At 45.2% G+C, this 16844-nt stretch carries 14 protein-coding genes and 1 pseudogene; 13 read left to right on the plus strand and 2 right to left on the minus strand.

What is annotated here, in order from left to right:
- Positions 1 to 50: 50 nt before the first annotated feature.
- From G590_RS0117515 to hslO, 8 genes are all read left to right on the plus strand, one after another.
- Positions 51 to 1355, plus strand: coding sequence for a GGDEF domain-containing protein (locus tag G590_RS0117515; protein ID WP_022766941.1), 1305 nt, complete (start codon positions 51 to 53; stop codon positions 1353 to 1355).
- 145 nt (positions 1356 to 1500) lie between these two features.
- The gene (locus G590_RS0117520) at positions 1501 to 2949 is read left to right on the plus strand and encodes an aminotransferase class I/II-fold pyridoxal phosphate-dependent enzyme (protein ID WP_022766942.1); all 1449 of its coding nucleotides are present in this window, start codon (positions 1501 to 1503) and stop codon (positions 2947 to 2949) included.
- Between the two features lie 24 nt (positions 2950 to 2973).
- Positions 2974 to 3837 (plus strand): polyamine aminopropyltransferase, encoded by an 864-nt coding sequence (speE, locus tag G590_RS0117525; protein WP_026494249.1) that lies wholly within the window; start codon positions 2974 to 2976, stop codon positions 3835 to 3837.
- Complete coding sequence (locus G590_RS0117530; protein WP_022766944.1) at positions 3834 to 5096, plus strand: saccharopine dehydrogenase family protein; 1263 nt, start codon at positions 3834 to 3836, stop codon at positions 5094 to 5096. The genes speE and G590_RS0117530 overlap by 4 nt, the downstream gene beginning before the upstream one ends.
- A 34-nt stretch (positions 5097 to 5130) precedes the next feature.
- The gene (locus G590_RS0117535) at positions 5131 to 6489 is read left to right on the plus strand and encodes a carboxynorspermidine decarboxylase (RefSeq protein ID WP_022766945.1); all 1359 of its coding nucleotides are present in this window, start codon (positions 5131 to 5133) and stop codon (positions 6487 to 6489) included.
- A gap of 30 nt (positions 6490 to 6519) precedes the next feature.
- The gene (aguA, locus tag G590_RS0117540) at positions 6520 to 7680 is read left to right on the plus strand and encodes an agmatine deiminase (protein ID WP_022766946.1); all 1161 of its coding nucleotides are present in this window, start codon (positions 6520 to 6522) and stop codon (positions 7678 to 7680) included.
- A gap of 13 nt (positions 7681 to 7693) precedes the next feature.
- Positions 7694 to 8593: an N-carbamoylputrescine amidase gene (gene aguB, locus G590_RS0117545; RefSeq protein WP_022766947.1), complete on the plus strand. Its 900-nt coding sequence runs from the start codon at positions 7694 to 7696 to the stop codon at positions 8591 to 8593.
- A 36-nt stretch (positions 8594 to 8629) separates the two neighbouring features.
- Positions 8630 to 9526 (plus strand): Hsp33 family molecular chaperone HslO, encoded by an 897-nt coding sequence (hslO, locus tag G590_RS0117550; protein WP_035763756.1) that lies wholly within the window; start codon positions 8630 to 8632, stop codon positions 9524 to 9526.
- Between the two features lie 62 nt (positions 9527 to 9588).
- Here hslO and G590_RS0117555 read toward each other — a convergent pair whose 3' ends face one another.
- Positions 9589 to 10236: a trimeric intracellular cation channel family protein gene (locus tag G590_RS0117555; RefSeq protein ID WP_022766949.1), complete on the minus strand. Its 648-nt coding sequence runs from the start codon at positions 10234 to 10236 to the stop codon at positions 9589 to 9591.
- A 182-nt stretch (positions 10237 to 10418) separates the two neighbouring features.
- Between G590_RS0117555 and G590_RS0117560 the strand changes: the two genes are divergently transcribed.
- The 5 genes from G590_RS0117560 to alr all read left to right on the plus strand — a co-directional run bounded on the left by G590_RS0117560 (position 10419) and on the right by alr (position 16456).
- On the plus strand, positions 10419 to 12140 hold the full coding sequence (locus tag G590_RS0117560; RefSeq protein ID WP_022766950.1) for a methyl-accepting chemotaxis protein: 1722 nt from the start codon (positions 10419 to 10421) through the stop codon (positions 12138 to 12140).
- Positions 12141 to 12288: 148 nt separating this feature from the next.
- Entirely contained in the window at positions 12289 to 12933 is a 645-nt protein-coding gene (locus G590_RS0117565; protein WP_022766951.1) for a redox-sensing transcriptional repressor Rex, read from the plus strand.
- 12 nt (positions 12934 to 12945) lie between these two features.
- A complete protein-coding gene (locus tag G590_RS0117570) occupies positions 12946 to 13611 on the plus strand; it encodes a hypothetical protein (RefSeq protein WP_022766952.1) in 666 nt (221 codons plus the stop codon).
- Between the two features lie 78 nt (positions 13612 to 13689).
- On the plus strand, positions 13690 to 15255 hold the full coding sequence (locus G590_RS0117575) for a bifunctional ADP-dependent NAD(P)H-hydrate dehydratase/NAD(P)H-hydrate epimerase (protein ID WP_022766953.1): 1566 nt from the start codon (positions 13690 to 13692) through the stop codon (positions 15253 to 15255).
- 28 nt (positions 15256 to 15283) lie between these two features.
- Positions 15284 to 16456: an alanine racemase gene (gene alr / locus G590_RS0117580; RefSeq protein ID WP_022766954.1), complete on the plus strand. Its 1173-nt coding sequence runs from the start codon at positions 15284 to 15286 to the stop codon at positions 16454 to 16456.
- Between the two features lie 186 nt (positions 16457 to 16642).
- On the opposite strand, the pseudogene G590_RS20130 reads toward alr, so the two are convergent.
- A pseudogene (locus G590_RS20130) lies at positions 16643 to 16844 on the minus strand (transposase); the annotation flags it as partial.

Here is a 16844-nt window from a genome sequence, read left to right on the forward strand (position 1 = left end):
ATTATAGGGTAAAAACAGCCCCCTGAGGGCTGAATTGGCGGGGGATAAGCATGATAAACAAAGCGCTTGACGACTACACAAGGGAGGATCTCTTAAGCATCCTGGACGAGACAGTTGATGCAATTGTACTTGTGGATTCCAAACAGAACAGGTACAGAACTATAGCAAGAAAGGGCATTTTCTCTACACTGATTTCTGATACGGGAGTTTACGAAGATCTTATTCAAAAGATATGGTTCCATCTCGAGAATTCCAACGATACGATAAACGATGACTATAAGGCCTTTGTCTCATATTATCGTGAGTTTAAGGGTAAATACAGCAGAAGAGCCAAGGTCTTTGTGGAGGGTGACAGCATACCTCATTATATTCAGATGAATGTTTATCCTATTGATGGAACAGGGCAGTACGTATTTGCCATGGATGAACTGGCTAACGAAGAATATGTTGAGGAGTATTCCACGAACAGGAAAGTAAATACGATCCAGAACACCTATCTGTTCTCTATGTATGTGGATCTTTTGAAGGATACTACCAGCAGTATCAGTGTTACTGAGATATCCGATGACACAATGAACGCCACCATCAAGTATTCCCAGTGGAGGCTTATGGCTGTCAACATGATCTGGCCAGATGATCAGAAACAGTTCATGAGTATTACAGATCCTGAATATTTAAAGGAAAACCTCAGCACCGGTCGTACCACATCCTTTGACTGCAAGATGAAGAATCTTGAAGGTGTTTATATCTGGGTTAAGCTTGTATTCATCAGAGCAGAGACCACTGAGGAAGAATTCAGATTTGTCTTCATGGTTCAGAATATCGATGAGAATGTAAAAGAGCTTATGTCCACCATGAAGAAATATGAGAGTCTTGCACTCAGGGATCCGCTCACAGGCCTGTTCAACAGGGGCGGAATAGAAACTGAGATCAACAATGCTATTGAATTGTTCAAGAAGGGCGGATCGGATGTATCTCTTATGATGATAGATCTGGACTATTTCAAGAACGTAAACGATACATTCGGACATGCAGCAGGCGATGAGGCATTAAAGCATTTTGCTGAGGTCCTGAGGAAGTCTGCAGAGGGAAAGAGCGCATCGGTCGGAAGATGGGGCGGTGAAGAGTTTGTAATCCTTCTTCGTAACATGTCAGAAGACAAGGCAGCGTCTTTTGCTGAAAATCTAAGGAAAAATGTTGAAGATGCAAGCTTTGGTGAGGTAGGAAGGCTTACCTGCTCCATTGGCCTTAGCCACCTTAAAAAAGAAGATACCTTTGATAATATCTTCAGGCGAATCGACAGAGCTATGTATGCGTCTAAGAACGCCGGAAGAAACAGGGTCACTAAGGAATAAATATTGTTTAAATCACTTTAATTTAGAGCAATTATATAGTATTATTAGAGCGACTTAATTAGATATAACAAGGGGTAGCATGAGAGTAATCTCATGCCACTCCTTTTCGTGTGTTTATAAAGCGAATGGTTGGAGGAAGTTTTAGTTGAATTCAGAACAGCAGAGAAGAGCTCCTATATACGATGCGCTGGAGCGCTTCAGGAAACAGAGAGTTGTACCATTTGATGTGCCGGGGCACAAAAGGGGTAGAGGAAATGCCGAGCTGGTAAGGTTTTTGGGAGAGAGGTGCGTCGGAATTGATGTTAATTCCATGAAGCCACTTGATAACCTGTGTCACCCGGTTTCAGTAATAAAAGAAGCAGAAGAGCTTATGGCTGATGCCTTTGGAGCAGCACATGCGTTTATGATGGTAAACGGAACTACCAGTGCCGTGCAGGCAATGGTTCTTTCTTCCGTTAAGATGGGAGAAAAGATCATTATGCCCAGAAACGTGCACAAGAGCGCTATCAACGCTCTTATTCTGTGCGGCGCAGTTCCTGTTTATATTGACCCCAAAGTTGATGTTAATCTCGGTATTCCGCTTGGAATGGAGATTGCGGATGTTGAGAAGGCAGTTAAGGAGAATCCGGATGCCAAGGCTATTCTCATCAACAATCCTTCCTACTACGGAATATGCTCCGATCTTAAAGCAATCGTAGAGCTTGCTCATAGTCACGGCATGAAAGCCCTGGTGGATGAAGCTCACGGAACACACCTTTACTTCGGGCCGAACCTTCCTCTGAACGGAATGGCAGCAGGTGCGGACATGGCAGCCATCAGTATGCACAAGTCCGGAGGAAGTCTCACACAGAGTTCTATACTTCTGTGCGGACCTGATGCCAATGTGGGATATATCAGCAGGATCGTCAATCTGACACAGACCACATCAGCAAGCTACCTTCTCCTCGGAAGCCTTGATATTTCCAGAAGAAACCTTGCACTTAACGGTCATGACAGTTTTGAGAAAGTTACAAAGATGGCCCAGTATGCCAGAGAAGAGATAAATGACATCGGAGGCTATTACGCATACGGCAATGAGCTGAAAAACGGAGGTAGCATCTTTGATTTCGACGAGACGAAGCTCGTTGTAAACACAAGAAAGATCGGCCTTACAGGAATTGAAGTATATGACCTTTTAAGAGATGAGTATGATATCCAGATGGAATTTGGAGATCTCTCAAATGTAATGGCTTATATATCGATAGGAGACAGACTTCAGGATATCGAGAGGCTTGCGGGAGCACTTGCTGATATCAGAAGACTTTACAGTAAGCCTGAGCAGCAGTTCTTTTCCGCAGAATATGTAACTCCGATTGTGAAGGCAACTCCCCAGGAAGCTTTCTATGCAGAAAAAGAATCACTTCCGATCGATGACTGTGTCGGCAGGATAAGCGCTGAATCGGTAATGTGCTATCCTCCGGGAATCCCGATCCTTTCACCCGGGGAGATGATAACCGAAGAGATACTTGAGTATATAAAGACTGCAATGGAGAAGGGATGTTCCATGCAGGGGCCTGAGAGCGAGGATATCTCAGAGCTGTTTGTACTGAAGTGATTAAGGAGACAGAAAATGGCAGAGATGGATTATTGGTTTAGCGATATGCATACCGCTAATGTTAAAATTAGTATAAGGCTTGCCAAGCAGCTCTTTTCCGGAACCAGTGAGTTCCAGAGAATAGATGTGTTTGATTCACCGGAGTTTGGCAAGTTCCTTACATCGGACGGAAACATTATTTTTTCTGAGAAGGACGAGTTCACTTACGATGAGATGATAGTTCACGTCCCTATGGCAGTTCACCCCAAGGTGCAGAGAGTCCTTGTGCTTGGCGGAGGTGACGGAGGTGTTGCCAGAGAGCTGACTCACTATGATGAGATCAAGGTTATTGATGTGGTTGAGCCCGACAATATGTTTGTGGATGTATGCAAACAGTACTTTCCTGACAATGCAGTAGGACTTGAGGATGACAGAGTTCATATCTTTTATCAGGATGGACTTAAATATCTTCGTAAGTGTGAGGATATGTATGACCTGATCATCAATGATGCCACAGAACCTTTGGGACATGAGGCAGGTCTTTTCACAAAAGAATTCTACGGAAGCTGCTACAAGGCACTTCACGATGACGGTATAATGGTTTATCAGCACGGAAGCCCATTCTATGACGAGGATGAAGAGAGCTGCAGAGCCATGCACAGGAAGGCATACAGAGTATTCCCCGTAAACAGGGTTTATCAGGCACACATTCCTACATGCCCTGCCGGCTACTGGCTCTTTGGCTTTGCCAGCAAGAAATATCATCCCCTTAAGGACTTCAATCCTGACAGATGGGATGAGAGGGGAATCAAGACCTGGTACTACACCACACATTTGCATAAGGGAGCGTTCATGCTGCCCAAATACGTAGAAGATTTGCTACAGGAAGAGGAGGATATGTCCAGATGAGTAGATTATTGGTAATTGGTTGCGGAGGAGTTGCACAGGTTGCAATTCAGAAGTGTGCACAGAACAGCAAGGTGTTCACAGAGATGTGCCTTGCAAGCCGCACAGTAAGTAAGTGCGATGCACTTAAGGAAAAGCTTGAGAAACAGGGAACTCCTGTTAAGATCACAACAGCAACTGTAAACGCTGATGATGTAAAAGACCTTGTTAAGCTGATCAAGGAGTATCAGCCCGATGCGGTTCTCAACGTGGCTCTTCCTTATCAGGATCTGACTATTATGGATGCCTGCCTTGAGTGTAAAGTAGACTATATCGATACAGCAAACTACGAGCCTGAGGACACAGATGAGCCTGTATGGCGCGCAGCTTACGAGAAGAGATGCAAGGAGAAGGGCTTTACTGCATACTTTGATTACAGCTATCAGTGGGCATATATGGACAAGTTCAAGGAGGCAGGAATCACAGGTCTTCTGGGAACAGGTTTTGATCCCGGCGTAACCAGTGTATTTGTTGCTTATGCCAAGAAGCACTATTTTGATGAGATACACACAGTGGATATCCTGGACTGCAACGGCGGTGACCACGGATATGCTTTTGCCACAAACTTCAATCCCGAGATCAATCTTCGTGAAGTAAGCGCCAATGGAAGCTACTGGGAGGACGGCCACTGGGTAGAGACCAAGCCCATGGAGATAAAGAGAGAGTACAACTTCCCTGAGGTTGGCCAGAAGGATATGTACCTTCTTCACCACGAGGAGATTGAGGCTCTTGGAAGGAACTTCCCTGAGATCAAGAGGATCCGTTTCTTCATGACCTTTGGACAGAGCTATCTCGATCACATGAGATGCCTTGAGGATGTGGGAATGCTCTCAACAACTCCTATTAAGTTTGAGGGAAAAGACATTGTTCCTATCCAGTTCTTAAAGGCTCTTTTACCTGATCCTGCAAGCCTCGGCCCCAGAACAGTAGGTAAGACAAACATCGGATGCATAATCCGCGGAGTCAAGGATGGCAAGGAGAAGGTCATCTATATCTACAACGTATGTGATCACCAGGAATGCTACAAGGAGCTTGGAAGCCAGGCTATCAGCTACACAACCGGTGTTCCTGCCATGATCGGAACAGCACTTGTTCTTACAGGTCAGTGGAAGAAGCCCGGTGTATACACAACCGATGAGTTCGATCCCGATCCATATATGGATATGCTTAATGAGTTCGGACTTCCATGGGTAGTTGATGAGAATCCTGTAGAGGTTCTTTAAACTGTAAACAACACATCTATGAGGGGCACTGTTTATGAGATTTGAAGATATTCCGACACCATCTTACGTTATTGATGAGAAGAAATTAAAAGAGAATCTTGAGATACTCAAAGAGGTAAGGGAGAAGTCCGGAGCCAAGATACTTCTTGCTCAGAAGGCATATTCGGCTTATCAGACTTATCCGCTTATCGCTGAGTATCTGGACGGGACAACAGCTTCCGGAATCTATGAAGCAAGGCTTGCCCATGAAGAGTTCAAAGTTTCGACAAAGGCAAGACTTGTACAGGATGAGATCAAAAAGACACTGGATGACAAGCAGACAAAGCCTGAGAATCATGTGTTTGAGCCGGCATTCAAGGACGATGAAATAAAAGAAGTCTGCAATATCTGTGACCACATTGTCTTTAACTCCTTAAGTCAGCTTGAGCATCACAGAAGCGTCTGGGAAAAGAAGGTTTCAGAGGGCACTCTTTCAGTGGGTCTCAGGATAAATCCTGAGATCAGCACAGAGGATTCCCATGAGATCTACGATCCATGTGCTCCGGGCTCAAGGCTCGGTATCAGGAACGAGGATATGCCGGACGTTCTCCCGGATGGCGTTGAGGGACTTCATGTACACAATCTCTGTGAGCAGGGCTTTGAACCTTTAGAGGACACGTTCCTTAAGGTGGAGAGGGAGTTTGCAAGATTCTTCCCAAGCCCTCTCATACCGGATGATTACGACACTTATATATTCAAAGAGTTTGAGAGAAACCTTCGCGTCAGTGACAAAGAGGACTATAACGTTGAGTATGGCGAGAGTGAGACTGCTCAGACTCAGCCGGAGGCGACTCCTGAGACTTCTGGTCGTAAGATCAAGTGGCTCAACCTCGGCGGAGGACATCATATTACAAGAGACGATTATGATGTAGATGCCCTCATTGGACTGGTTTCTTATATAAGAGACAAGTATGGCATTGATGTATATCTTGAGCCGGGAGAAGCCATTGCTCTCGATGCAGGATATCTTGTTACAACAGTTCTTGATGTGGTTGAGACAGACAGAATGCCAGTGCTTATCCTTGATACTTCTGCTGCATGTCATATGCCTGATGTACTTGAAATGCCGTACAGACCGCCTCTTCGAGACTCTGAGCAGCCCGGAGAGATGAATTACACCTACAGACTCTCATCAAGAACATGTCTTGCAGGCGATATCATCGGAGACTACAGCTTCAATGATGAGAAGAAGCCGGGTGACAGGCTTGTGTTTGAGGATATGGCCATTTACAGCTTTGTCAAGAACAACACCTTTAACGGCATGGCTCTGCCGAGTATTTCGCTTTTGCACGAAGACGGAGAAGCCGAGATACTTCGAACCTTTAACTATTACGACTTCAAGACAAGGCTCTGATAACAGGGCCTTTTTTGAAAAGGAGATATATTGGAGATAATAAGAACTTCAAAACCAATTGAAGACGGCTATTTTATGCCTGCCGAGTTTTCTCCTCATGACGGGACCCTGATGATTTATCCGACACGTCCCGGCAGCTGGGGGAAAGATCGCACGGAGACTTTAAAGTCTTTCGGAAGCGTATTTATACAGATCCTGAAGCGAGAGAATCTCTACCTTCTGGTAAGCAGGGATTATATTAGCGAGGCGGATTCTTTTATCGATGAGCTTATAACTTCCCATTGCCGGGGAGATGAGCTTTTGGAAAAAGAGCTCTCGGAGAGATGCTATATCCTTGAGATAGATAGCGATGATGCCTGGGCCAGGGATGTGGGACCGACCTTCGTGACCTGCCCCGGAAGGGATATCCGCGGTATAAACTGGAGCTTTAATGCCTGGGGAGGAGAGGTGGACGGTCTTTATGCTTCCTGGGATAAGGATGATAAGGTGGCGCTTAAATTCCTTGAAACCATTGAAGCGGATGCTTATGATGCTGCGCCTTTTGTTTTGGAAGGGGGCTCCATCCACTGTGACGGAGAGGGGACAGTTATGGTTACGGAGAGCTGTCTTTTGAGCGCCGGAAGAAATCCTTCCCTGACCAAAGAGCAGATTGAAGATAAATTAAAAGAGTACCTTGGTGCCCAAAAGGTGTTATGGCTTCCGAAGGGAATCTACAACGATGAGACCAATGAGCATGTAGACAATGTATGCGCATTTATAAGACCCGGTGAAGCAGTGCTGGCCTGGACAGATGATGAAAATGATCCTCAGTATGAGATGTCGAGGGCTGACCTTGCCTATCTTGAGAGTGTTACGGATGCAAAGGGCAGAAAGATCACTGTTCATAAGCTATATATTCCCGATAAGCCCGTTCTCGTTAATGAGAGCGATCTTTCAAACTACGAGTTTGAAGAGGGCGAAGATATGCGCGAAGTAGGTGAGAGGCTGGCAGCAAGCTATGTCAATTTCTACTTCGTAAACGGAGCAGCTCTTGTTCCGCAGTTTGGGGACGGAAACGAAGAGAGTGATAAAAGAGCTTTAGATACGCTGAAAGCTCTTTTGCCTGAAAAAGAAGTTGTCGGCATTGATGCAAGGCCGATTCTTCTTGGTGGTGGAAATATCCACTGCATAACACAACAGATTCCGATGTGAAGGGATAAACAAAATGAGTGAGATGATAAAAGTTGCCTGTGTGCAGTTCGACTGCGGAAAGGCTGCAGAAACTGACGCAGAGCAGGTTAAAAGAAATATTGAAAAGGCAGGGGAACTGACAAGAGAAGCTGCAAAAAGCGGCGCTAAGATCATTCTTTTGTCGGAGCTTTTTGAGAGAAAGTACTTCTGCCAGGAGAGAAGATACGACTACTATGAGTATGCCACGGAGATCATGGAGAATCCGGCGGTTAAGTACTTTTCCGATCTCTGCAGAGATCTTTCGGTTGTGATGCCCATAAGCATCTATGAGAAGGATGAAAATGAGCTCTATAACTCGGTAGTTATGATTGATGCTGACGGAGCACTTCTTGGCGTGTACAGAAAGACCCATATTCCGGATGATCATTACTATCAGGAGAAGTTCTATTTTACACCGGGAGATACCGGATTTAAGGTGTTTGAGACCAGGTATGGAAGAGTCGGAGTCGGAATCTGCTGGGATCAGTGGTTTCCGGAGACTGCAAGGTGCCTGGCGCTTAAGGGAGCGGATATAATTCTTTATCCCACAGCTATCGGATCTGAGCCGATTCTTAATGTGGACAGCTCAGGCCACTGGATGAGGACAATGCAGGGACATTCGGCAGCCAACATTATTCCTGTCGCAGCTGCAAACAGGATTGGCACGGAATATGTTGAGCCCTCCGAGGAAAACGGAGGACAGAAATCCAGCCTGTGCTTCTACGGAACAAGCTTTCTTACCGATGAGACAGGCGAGTGCATAGCAAAGGCTTCCAGGGACAAGGAAGAGATCATCTATGCTGAGTATGATTTTGATGAGATACGCAGAAACAGGCTGTCCTGGGGACTCTTTAGAGACAGGAGACCTGAGTGTTACAAAGATATAACAAGATAAGAAAAGAGGATTGAAAAATTGGCATATAAAGATTATATGGTAAGAGCAACAGCAGGAAATGCCCAGATCAGAGCTTTCGCTGCAACAACAAAGGACCTTGCGGAGTACGGAAGAAAGGCACATGGACTGTCACCAATTGCGGCAGCAGCACTTGGCAGACTTATGACCGGTACAGTAATGATGGGAACCATGATGGATAATGATTCTGACCTCATTACGGTTAAAATGGACGGAGACGGTCCGCTTAAAAGCGTTCTGGCAACAGCAGACAACAAGGGAAATGTAAAGGGCTATGTAAGTAACCCTTACGTTATCATGGAGCCCAATGCATCAGGCCATTTGAATGTCGGCGGAGGCATTGGAGAAGGTACTCTTACCGTTATCAGAGACATGGGTATGAAAGAGCCCTATGTGGGACAGGTTCCACTCTATACAGGAGAGGTTGCGGAAGATCTGACCTACTACTTTACAAAGTCTGAGCAGACTCCTTCATCAGTCGGTCTTGGAGTATTGGTTGAAAGAGAGGATCTCTCAGTCATTGCAGCAGGAGGATTTATAATACAGCTCCTTCCTTTTGCAGATGAGGCCACAATTTCACATCTTGAGGAGAATCTTAAGAAGTTTTCGTCCGTGACTGACATCCTTAAAGCCGGCAAAACTCCGGAAGATATGCTTAACATCGTTCTTGATGGATTTGATATTGAGATAACAGATACAGTGGATCTTAATTTCTACTGCAACTGCGACAAAGACAGAGTAGAGAGAGCACTTATGCTCATCGGTGAGAAAGAGATCCAGGATATGATTGACGAGGGAAAAGATGTGGAGCTAAAGTGCCACTTCTGTAACAAGTCTTACATATTCAGCGTGGATGAGCTCAAGCAGGTAAAAGAGAAGGCGAAGATAAAGAAAAGTAATCACCTAGCGAGGTAGTTTCGAGCTTGGTGTACTACTTTGTTCTGGCGAGCACATGGTGCGAGAGCAGAACTTCATTTTCATTCATGCAAATGTACTGTTGGCAGATTCCATTCAAAATGCATGGCTAGGAAGCGGAGCAGTACTATGGTCGAGAATCCACAGAGTGAGCTGAGCAGCTCGCTGCCTGTAAACCGCCATAAGAGTACGGTTACAGCTGCGCCGGCGATGCAGGCGATGGCGTATACATGCTTTACAAGAACATAAGGGACTTTGTCCGCAAGGACGTCTCTTATGAGTCCGCCGCCGATTCCTGTTATTACTCCGAGAAATGCCACAAGGAAGAGATTGTCTGAATAATCCGAGTATATCCCGGCAAAGGCTCCGTCTACAGTAAAAGCTGCAAGACCCAGTGTATCGAGCCAGAACAGGAGCTTGTCATATACAGGAGTTATTCCCTTTGGCATTGGCTTTTTGAGGTACATTATAACGAAGGCGATATTAGCAGTAATAAGTGTGATGATCGTAAGCGATGGATTAACGAACATCACAGGCGGGATCCTGTCGATTATGATATCGCGGATAAGTCCGCCGCCTGTGGCTGTTACAAGAGCCATCAGGTTGATTCCGAACAGATCCATGTCTTTCTTGGCTGCAACAACGGCCCCGGATATAGCAAAAGCTATGAGTCCGATGTTTTCTATTATTGTCATTATAAGTGAGTTCATTTATTTGTCCTGCTTAGTATTTCTTAGGTTGATCAACCAACAAATCATATATGATTTTACAGGAAAAGTAAACTTGTATTTATCAAATTTTAAGAAAAGATTTCGATTATTATCTGACGATATTTTGTATAATTAATGTGTTATACAGGGATAATATTATGTCTTTTCCGAGGAGGCACATTATGGAAATAAGAGAAAGAAAAGGAAAACTTGTCCAAAAGCTTATCATCGCTGCAGTAGCAGCTATTATAGGCGTCTCAGTGGTTCTTACCATCCTCAGTGCCAGATCAATCAATAATACATATGACAGTATGGTGCAGGAAGAACTTCTTCTTGCAGTAGAACAATTAAACAGTGAAATGTCAAATGTATGGGATGGCGACTGGGCATATGTTGACGGAATACTATATAAGGGCGAGGAAAATGTCATGGCCGAGTATGAGGAGCTCATGGATGAACTCAAGTCCCTTACAGATGTTGAATATTCACTTTTCTATGGCAAAGAGAGGGTTATAACTACTCTTAAGGATTCCAGTGGAGCTAAAGCAACAGGTTATAGCATCTCAGATAAGGTGGCAAGCGCTGTTCTGACAAACGGTCAGACCTATTATGCCAAGATGGTTCCTGCAGGAGCTACTGAGAATTACTACAGCTACTATTTGCCTCTTAAAAATGATGACGGAACAATAATCGGAATGGTATATTCCGGAAGAGAGAGCGATACAGTTGAAGCCAGGATCAGAGGTATTGTATTACAAATGGTAATCCTGTCTCTGGTTATTGCAATCGGTGTATCAATAGTTGGTATAGTGGTTGCTAATAAGTCTTCCGGCAAGATGAGAGCAATTGCAGAAGAGCTTGGCAATCTCTCCAAGGGTGAGCTTAAGCTGTCAATTGACAAGACATCGCTTGATAGAAACGATGAGATTGGGCTTCTTGCTGACGGAGCCAAGACTCTTTCTGAAAAGCTTGGTGAAGTTATTAAATCCACTATGGAGATGTCAGATGAGCTCAAGAGGTCCGGAAGCGAGCTTTCAAGCAACGCCAATATGGCATCTACAGCGTCCGGACAGGTATCGCAGGCAGTGGATGATATTTCCAAAGGTGCTGTAAATCAGGCTGAGAGCGTTGAGACAGCAGCAGGTAATACTCAGGACATCGGAAGAGATATTGAAGAGGTTTCAGAAAACGTAGAACAGTTAAACAGCTATGCTTCAGAGATGAAATCTTCCTGTGAAGCTGCTATGGATGCACTTAATAAGCTTATAGAGCAGAGCAGCGAAGTTCAGTCCTCTGTTCGCGATATCGGCGCAACAATAGATTCCACAAATGAATCTGCAAAAGAGATTTCCAAGTTCTCAGAAGCTATCACAGAGATTGCTTCACAGACGAACCTCCTTTCACTCAATGCAAGTATTGAAGCTGCAAGAGCAGGAGATGCAGGCAAGGGATTTGCGGTTGTTGCTACAGAGATCGGACAGCTGGCGGTTCAGAGCAGTAATTCTGCCGAAGAGATCAAGAAGATTGTAGAAAAGCTCGTTGCTGATTCCGAGCAGTCTGTGGAAGTAATGCAGAGGCTCAATGCAAGCTTTGAACAGCAGGAGACTCAGCTTGATGAGACCAAGGTCAACATGCAGAGCATGGCAGATAACGTAGATAACGTTTCGGAGAGTACGGATAATATTGCAGGACATGTCGATAAGCTCTCAGAAGCCAAGGATAAGCTTGTGGAGATCATATCCGATCTGTCCGCAATATCAGAGGAGAATGCAGCCTCCACAGAGGAAACAAATGCCTCAATGCAGGAGCTGAATGCTACATTTGCCATCATTACAGAGTCCGCTGATAAGCTTCAGGAACTGGCAGAGAATATGTCTGATACGATCAGTTATTTCAAACCATAAAATAATAATAAATTTCCAATCCCCCGACCGGAAAAGCGCATGGTTGGGGGATTTTTTAACGCTTTTCCGGAATTGACATATATTTAACGGACATATATAATCAATTTGTAGGATTATTAACAAACAATACTATTATTTGGAGATTATCATGGCAGAAAAAGAGATTTCTCAGGCGGTCATAAGCAGATTGCCTAGATATTTTAGATATCTTGGGGACCTTAAGGAGAGAGGCGTTGAGAGAATTTCATCTCAGGAACTCTCAGATATCATGAAGGTCACAGCATCACAGATCAGACAGGACTTCAATAACTTTGGTGGCTTTGGCCAGCAGGGCTACGGCTATAATGTGAATTACCTCTACGACGAGATCGGCAAGATCCTCGGCCTTGATAAGCAGCACAGCCTTGTTATCATAGGAGCAGGTCACCTCGGACAGGCTCTTGCAGGCTATACCAATTTTACAAGAAGAGGCTTTGTCTTCAAGGGAGCCTTTGACTGCAACCCTGAGCTGTACGGAACAATGATCCGTGACGTTGAGGTAAGGCCTGTCGATGAAGTGGAAGACTTCGTCAAAAAGAACAACATCGAGATAGCAGTTCTTACCATTCCCAAGGAGCAGGCTGTTCCCATGGCACACAGGCTGGCAGGCTGTGGAATCAAGGCTATATGGAACTTTGCGCATGTTGACCTTGAAGTTCCTAACAATATTCAGGTAGAAAATGTACATTTATCTGACAGTTTGATGAAATTATCGTATAATATAGATAGGTATGAAAAATCATTAAAACATTAGTGAGAGAATCTGATGGCAAAAGATGATAAGGTCTATTCAGCTGCGCTGGAGGGAAAGAGTATTCCCATTCTGACACTTGATGATAAGTGGCACCAGCTCTTTACCCAGACAGAAATGACTCCGGAGATTGAAAGTCTTGCGGAAGAACTGAATACTTTGGTTGACAGGGACGCCAAGATACGTACCGAGACCAAGAAGATCAAGAAGCTGAAGAAAACGCTTCTTGGAGAGATTGTGCCCCTTCGTGACAAGGCCAACAAGGCCGGAGGCAACAGTGCGGCAATAGAAAAAGAAATCTCCGAGAGAACCAGACTTATCAACGAATGTAACGACAAGCTTGACAGCCACAACGACGAGCTCATGGATCTTTCAAGGCAGATCTATGACGTGGACTACAAGCTCATGATAGAGACCATGAATGCGTGTTACGATACGCTTCATTCAAACACAGAATATATCAAGGGTCTGGACGAGTGGATAACCAAGGTAAGAGTAGAACTTAAGAAAAACGTGATCCATCTCCAGGAAGCTGAAATGGAGAACTACAACCTCTATTCCTATATGCACCAGATCTTCGGCCCCGAGGTCATTGACCTCTTCGATATGAAATATGATCCAAATCGCAGACATCCCATAAGACGCCCCCTTGAAGGCGATGAGGATGAGTATGTAGAATGATTTAGGCTATTGGATAGATACATCCCGGTCTGGCATGTTACCAGACCGGGTTTTATGCTATTGGGGGAGGATTGCACTATGAATGGTATGAAGTATGCTGTTACAAGTCAGGAGATGAAGATTTACGACAGGAATACGTCGGAACACTTTGGGGTGGCGACGGAGGTGCTGATGGAGAGGGCGTCTCTTTCAGTGGCTGATGTCGTAGATGAGTGGAAGAGTAAGAGGGAGGCAAAGAGAACCTATAAAGTGCTGGTGATGGCCGGAGTTGGCAACAACGGCGGAGACGGAGTCTGCGTAGGAAGGCTCCTTAAGCAAAGAGGCTATCAGGTGAGCCTTTGCGTTGTTGGTGATCCTACAAAGTGCTCGGATCTTCTTCTTAAGCAGCTTTCTATAGCTGAGAAATATGGAATTCATAAGGACACTTTTTCCAACATAAGATGCAACAAATCCGAAGCGGACTTTGATATCATTGTAGATGGCTTATTCGGTATAGGTCTTTCGAGACCTGTTACCGGAGATTATCTGGATGCTGTTAACTACATAAACAGCTGCAAGCGGCAAAGAGACAGCGATATGTTCGTTGTATCCATAGACATAGCTTCAGGAATCAGTGCCGATGACGGACATGTCTGCGGAGCGGCAGTAAGAGCAGATGCAACCGTGACATTTAATCAGGCCAAGATAGGGCACATCATGTATCCCGGATGTGAATATACGGGTAAGCTGATAGTAGAAGACGTCGGAATCACTGATGAGAGCTTTCTCGGTAAGGAGCCGGGGGTTATATATTATGATGGCGAAGGAAGAGCTCTTTTACCCGATAGAAATCCTGCAGGCAATAAGGGCACTTATGGCAAGGTCCTGATCATCGCGGGTTCCAAGGATATCAGCGGTGCATGTGTTTTGTGTGCGGGAGCATGCCTTAAGGCCGGTGCAGGTATGGTGAGAGTTTTTACCGCTGTTGAGAATGCTGAGGCAGTCAGGACTTTGCTGCCGGAGGCGATACTTGATACCTACGAGGATTTTGAGCCTGTAGGTGATAAGCTGAAAGAGGCAATGAAGTGGTCAACCCAGGCTGTGATTGGCCCCGGGATCGGCACAGAGGGAAAGGGAGCAGAACTGCTTGCTGATGTCCTGAACTTTTATGACAAGAGTCTTGTAATGGATGCCGATGCGCTTAATTTGATTGCTGAGGACGCAGAGCTTTACAGGCTTGCTTCCAACTTTGGCAGAGACGGCAAAGAGCTTCTGATAACGCCACATATGGGAGAGTTTGCAAGACTGTTTAAGAGCGATATCAGAGACTGCAAGGAGCATATTACGCAGTACCCTGTCGAGCTGGCTAAGAGGCTCCACTGTACGGTTATCTGTAAGGATGCCAGAAGTATAGTGGCTGACACAGGCTCCAAAAAGATATATATTAATATGAGTGGCAATGATGGAATGGCAACAGCCGGAAGCGGAGACGTTCTCGCCGGAATACTGGGAGCTGTTTTGTCATACAAAATGGATGGATTTGAGACTGCAATAGCAGGAGCATACATTCACGGAAGAGCAGGAGACGTAGCTGCAGAGCGAATCGGCAGATACTCCATGGTGGCTTCGGATATAGCGGCGGCTCTTCCTGAGGTGTTGCGATAAAACTTAAGCATTCAAGAAGGATGTAAAAATGATAACTAGTAATGATGAATACTCACGTGTGGCTGCAAGGATAAGCCTTGGCGCCATTGAACATAACCTTGAGGCTATGAAAAACAATATCCCTGCCGGGACCAAGATGATGGCTGTTATCAAGACAGATGCCTACGGACATGGATCTGTGGAGATCGGCAGGTTCCTGGAAGATAAGTATTATATCTGGGGCTATGCTACTGCTACTGCAGAGGAGGCCTTTGAGCTCAGGGATGCAGGACTTAAAAAGCCTATACTCATTCTTGGCTATACCTTCCCATACGCCTATGAGAGAATGTTGAAAGAGGGCATCAGACCTGCAGTATTCAGAATGGATATGGCAAAAGAGCTCGATGAGTGCGCTAAAAGACTTCTGGCAGAAGGAGCACTTAAGGAGCCGGCACCTATTCATCTTGCTGTTGATACAGGAATGAGCAGGATTGGAATAACACCGGATGAAACCGGAGTGTCTTTTGCAAGGGATGTAAGACTTTTAAGTCACCTGCACATAGAGGGCGTGTTTACACACTTTGCCAGAGCTGACGAGGAAGACCTCACAAACGCTAGAGAGAGGGAAGAGGTATTTAAGGGGTTCCTCAGGGCTTTCGAAGAGGAATGTGGATACCGTATCCCGATCAAGCACTGCGCAAACTCAGCAAGTATAATCGCAATCCCGGAGTCTTCAATGGATATGGTAAGAGCCGGAGTTACAATGTACGGAATGTGGCCTTCCGATGAAGTGCCCAAGGATATCATTGATCTTAAGCCTGCAATGGAGCTTGTGAGCCACGTTGTCATGGTCAAGGACGTTCCCAAGGGAACTCCTGTCAGCTACGGCGGAACTTTTGTGACAGAAAAAGATAACACAAAAATTGCTACGATCCCTGTGGGCTACGGAGATGGCTATCCCAGAAGCCTTTCCAACAAGGGATATGTTCTGATCGACGGTCATCGTGCTCCGATCCTCGGCAGAGTCTGCATGGATCAGTTCATGGTGGATGTTACTGACATTCCTGATGTGCGTGAGGGAGACGAAGTAATTCTCCTTGGCACGGATAAAAAGACCGGAGAAACCATATCAGCCGAGCTTTTGGGAGAGATGAGCGGACGCTTTAACTACGAGCTGACATGCGATATCAACAAAAGAGTGCCACGAGTTTATGAGCACTGAAGCGAAATGTGAAGATTGTATGAAAATAATGTGAAAATAATTTGAAAAAATCACCCGTTTGGGTGATTTCAGACTGTAGACAAAGTGGTCCTGAGGGCGTAGCTCTCTGGACCATTTTTCTTATGTTATGGGGATTTTGTTCAGAACAAAGGTCAGAAACAGCCTATATCAGGCCATCTCTAACCGCCATTCATGCTTGATCCTTGCAAGCTTTTTCAGATTCATACACGCAAAGGTAAGCGCGACCTTCATTTCCATACGCGCCTTGCCATACATCTGTGTATATCTGAATCCGTGGTTTTCTTTGGCGGTCCCAAAAATTCTTTCTATTGTTTCTTTGCGATGGGAATAAAGATCTTTCATTCCCTCTGTGTATCTGATATCATCG

The sequence above is a fragment of the Butyrivibrio sp. XPD2006 genome, assembly GCF_000420865.1.
In the GTDB taxonomy this organism is placed as follows: Bacteria; Bacillota; Clostridia; order Lachnospirales; family Lachnospiraceae; genus Butyrivibrio.

Bases quoted from the DNA above. Each gene is read 5' to 3' on its own strand.
- hslO (WP_035763756.1), top strand. From the start codon at position 8,630: ATGGTAAGAGCAACAGCAGGAAATGCCCAGATCAGAGCTTTCGCTGCA.
- aguB (WP_022766947.1), top strand. From the start codon at position 7,694: ATGAGTGAGATGATAAAAGTTGCCTGTGTGCAGTTCGACTGCGGAAAG.
- G590_RS0117565 (WP_022766951.1), top strand. From the start codon at position 12,289: ATGGCAGAAAAAGAGATTTCTCAGGCGGTCATAAGCAGATTGCCTAGA.
- speE (WP_026494249.1), top strand. From the start codon at position 2,974: ATGGATTATTGGTTTAGCGATATGCATACCGCTAATGTTAAAATTAGT.
- G590_RS0117555 (WP_022766949.1), bottom strand. From the start codon at position 10,236: ATGAACTCACTTATAATGACAATAATAGAAAACATCGGACTCATAGCT.
- alr (WP_022766954.1), top strand. From the start codon at position 15,284: ATGATAACTAGTAATGATGAATACTCACGTGTGGCTGCAAGGATAAGC.
- G590_RS0117575 (WP_022766953.1), top strand. From the start codon at position 13,690: ATGAATGGTATGAAGTATGCTGTTACAAGTCAGGAGATGAAGATTTAC.
- G590_RS0117560 (WP_022766950.1), top strand. From the start codon at position 10,419: ATGGAAATAAGAGAAAGAAAAGGAAAACTTGTCCAAAAGCTTATCATC.
- G590_RS0117530 (WP_022766944.1), top strand. From the start codon at position 3,834: ATGAGTAGATTATTGGTAATTGGTTGCGGAGGAGTTGCACAGGTTGCA.
- G590_RS0117535 (WP_022766945.1), top strand. From the start codon at position 5,131: ATGAGATTTGAAGATATTCCGACACCATCTTACGTTATTGATGAGAAG.
- G590_RS0117570 (WP_022766952.1), top strand. From the start codon at position 12,946: ATGGCAAAAGATGATAAGGTCTATTCAGCTGCGCTGGAGGGAAAGAGT.
- G590_RS0117515 (WP_022766941.1), top strand. From the start codon at position 51: ATGATAAACAAAGCGCTTGACGACTACACAAGGGAGGATCTCTTAAGC.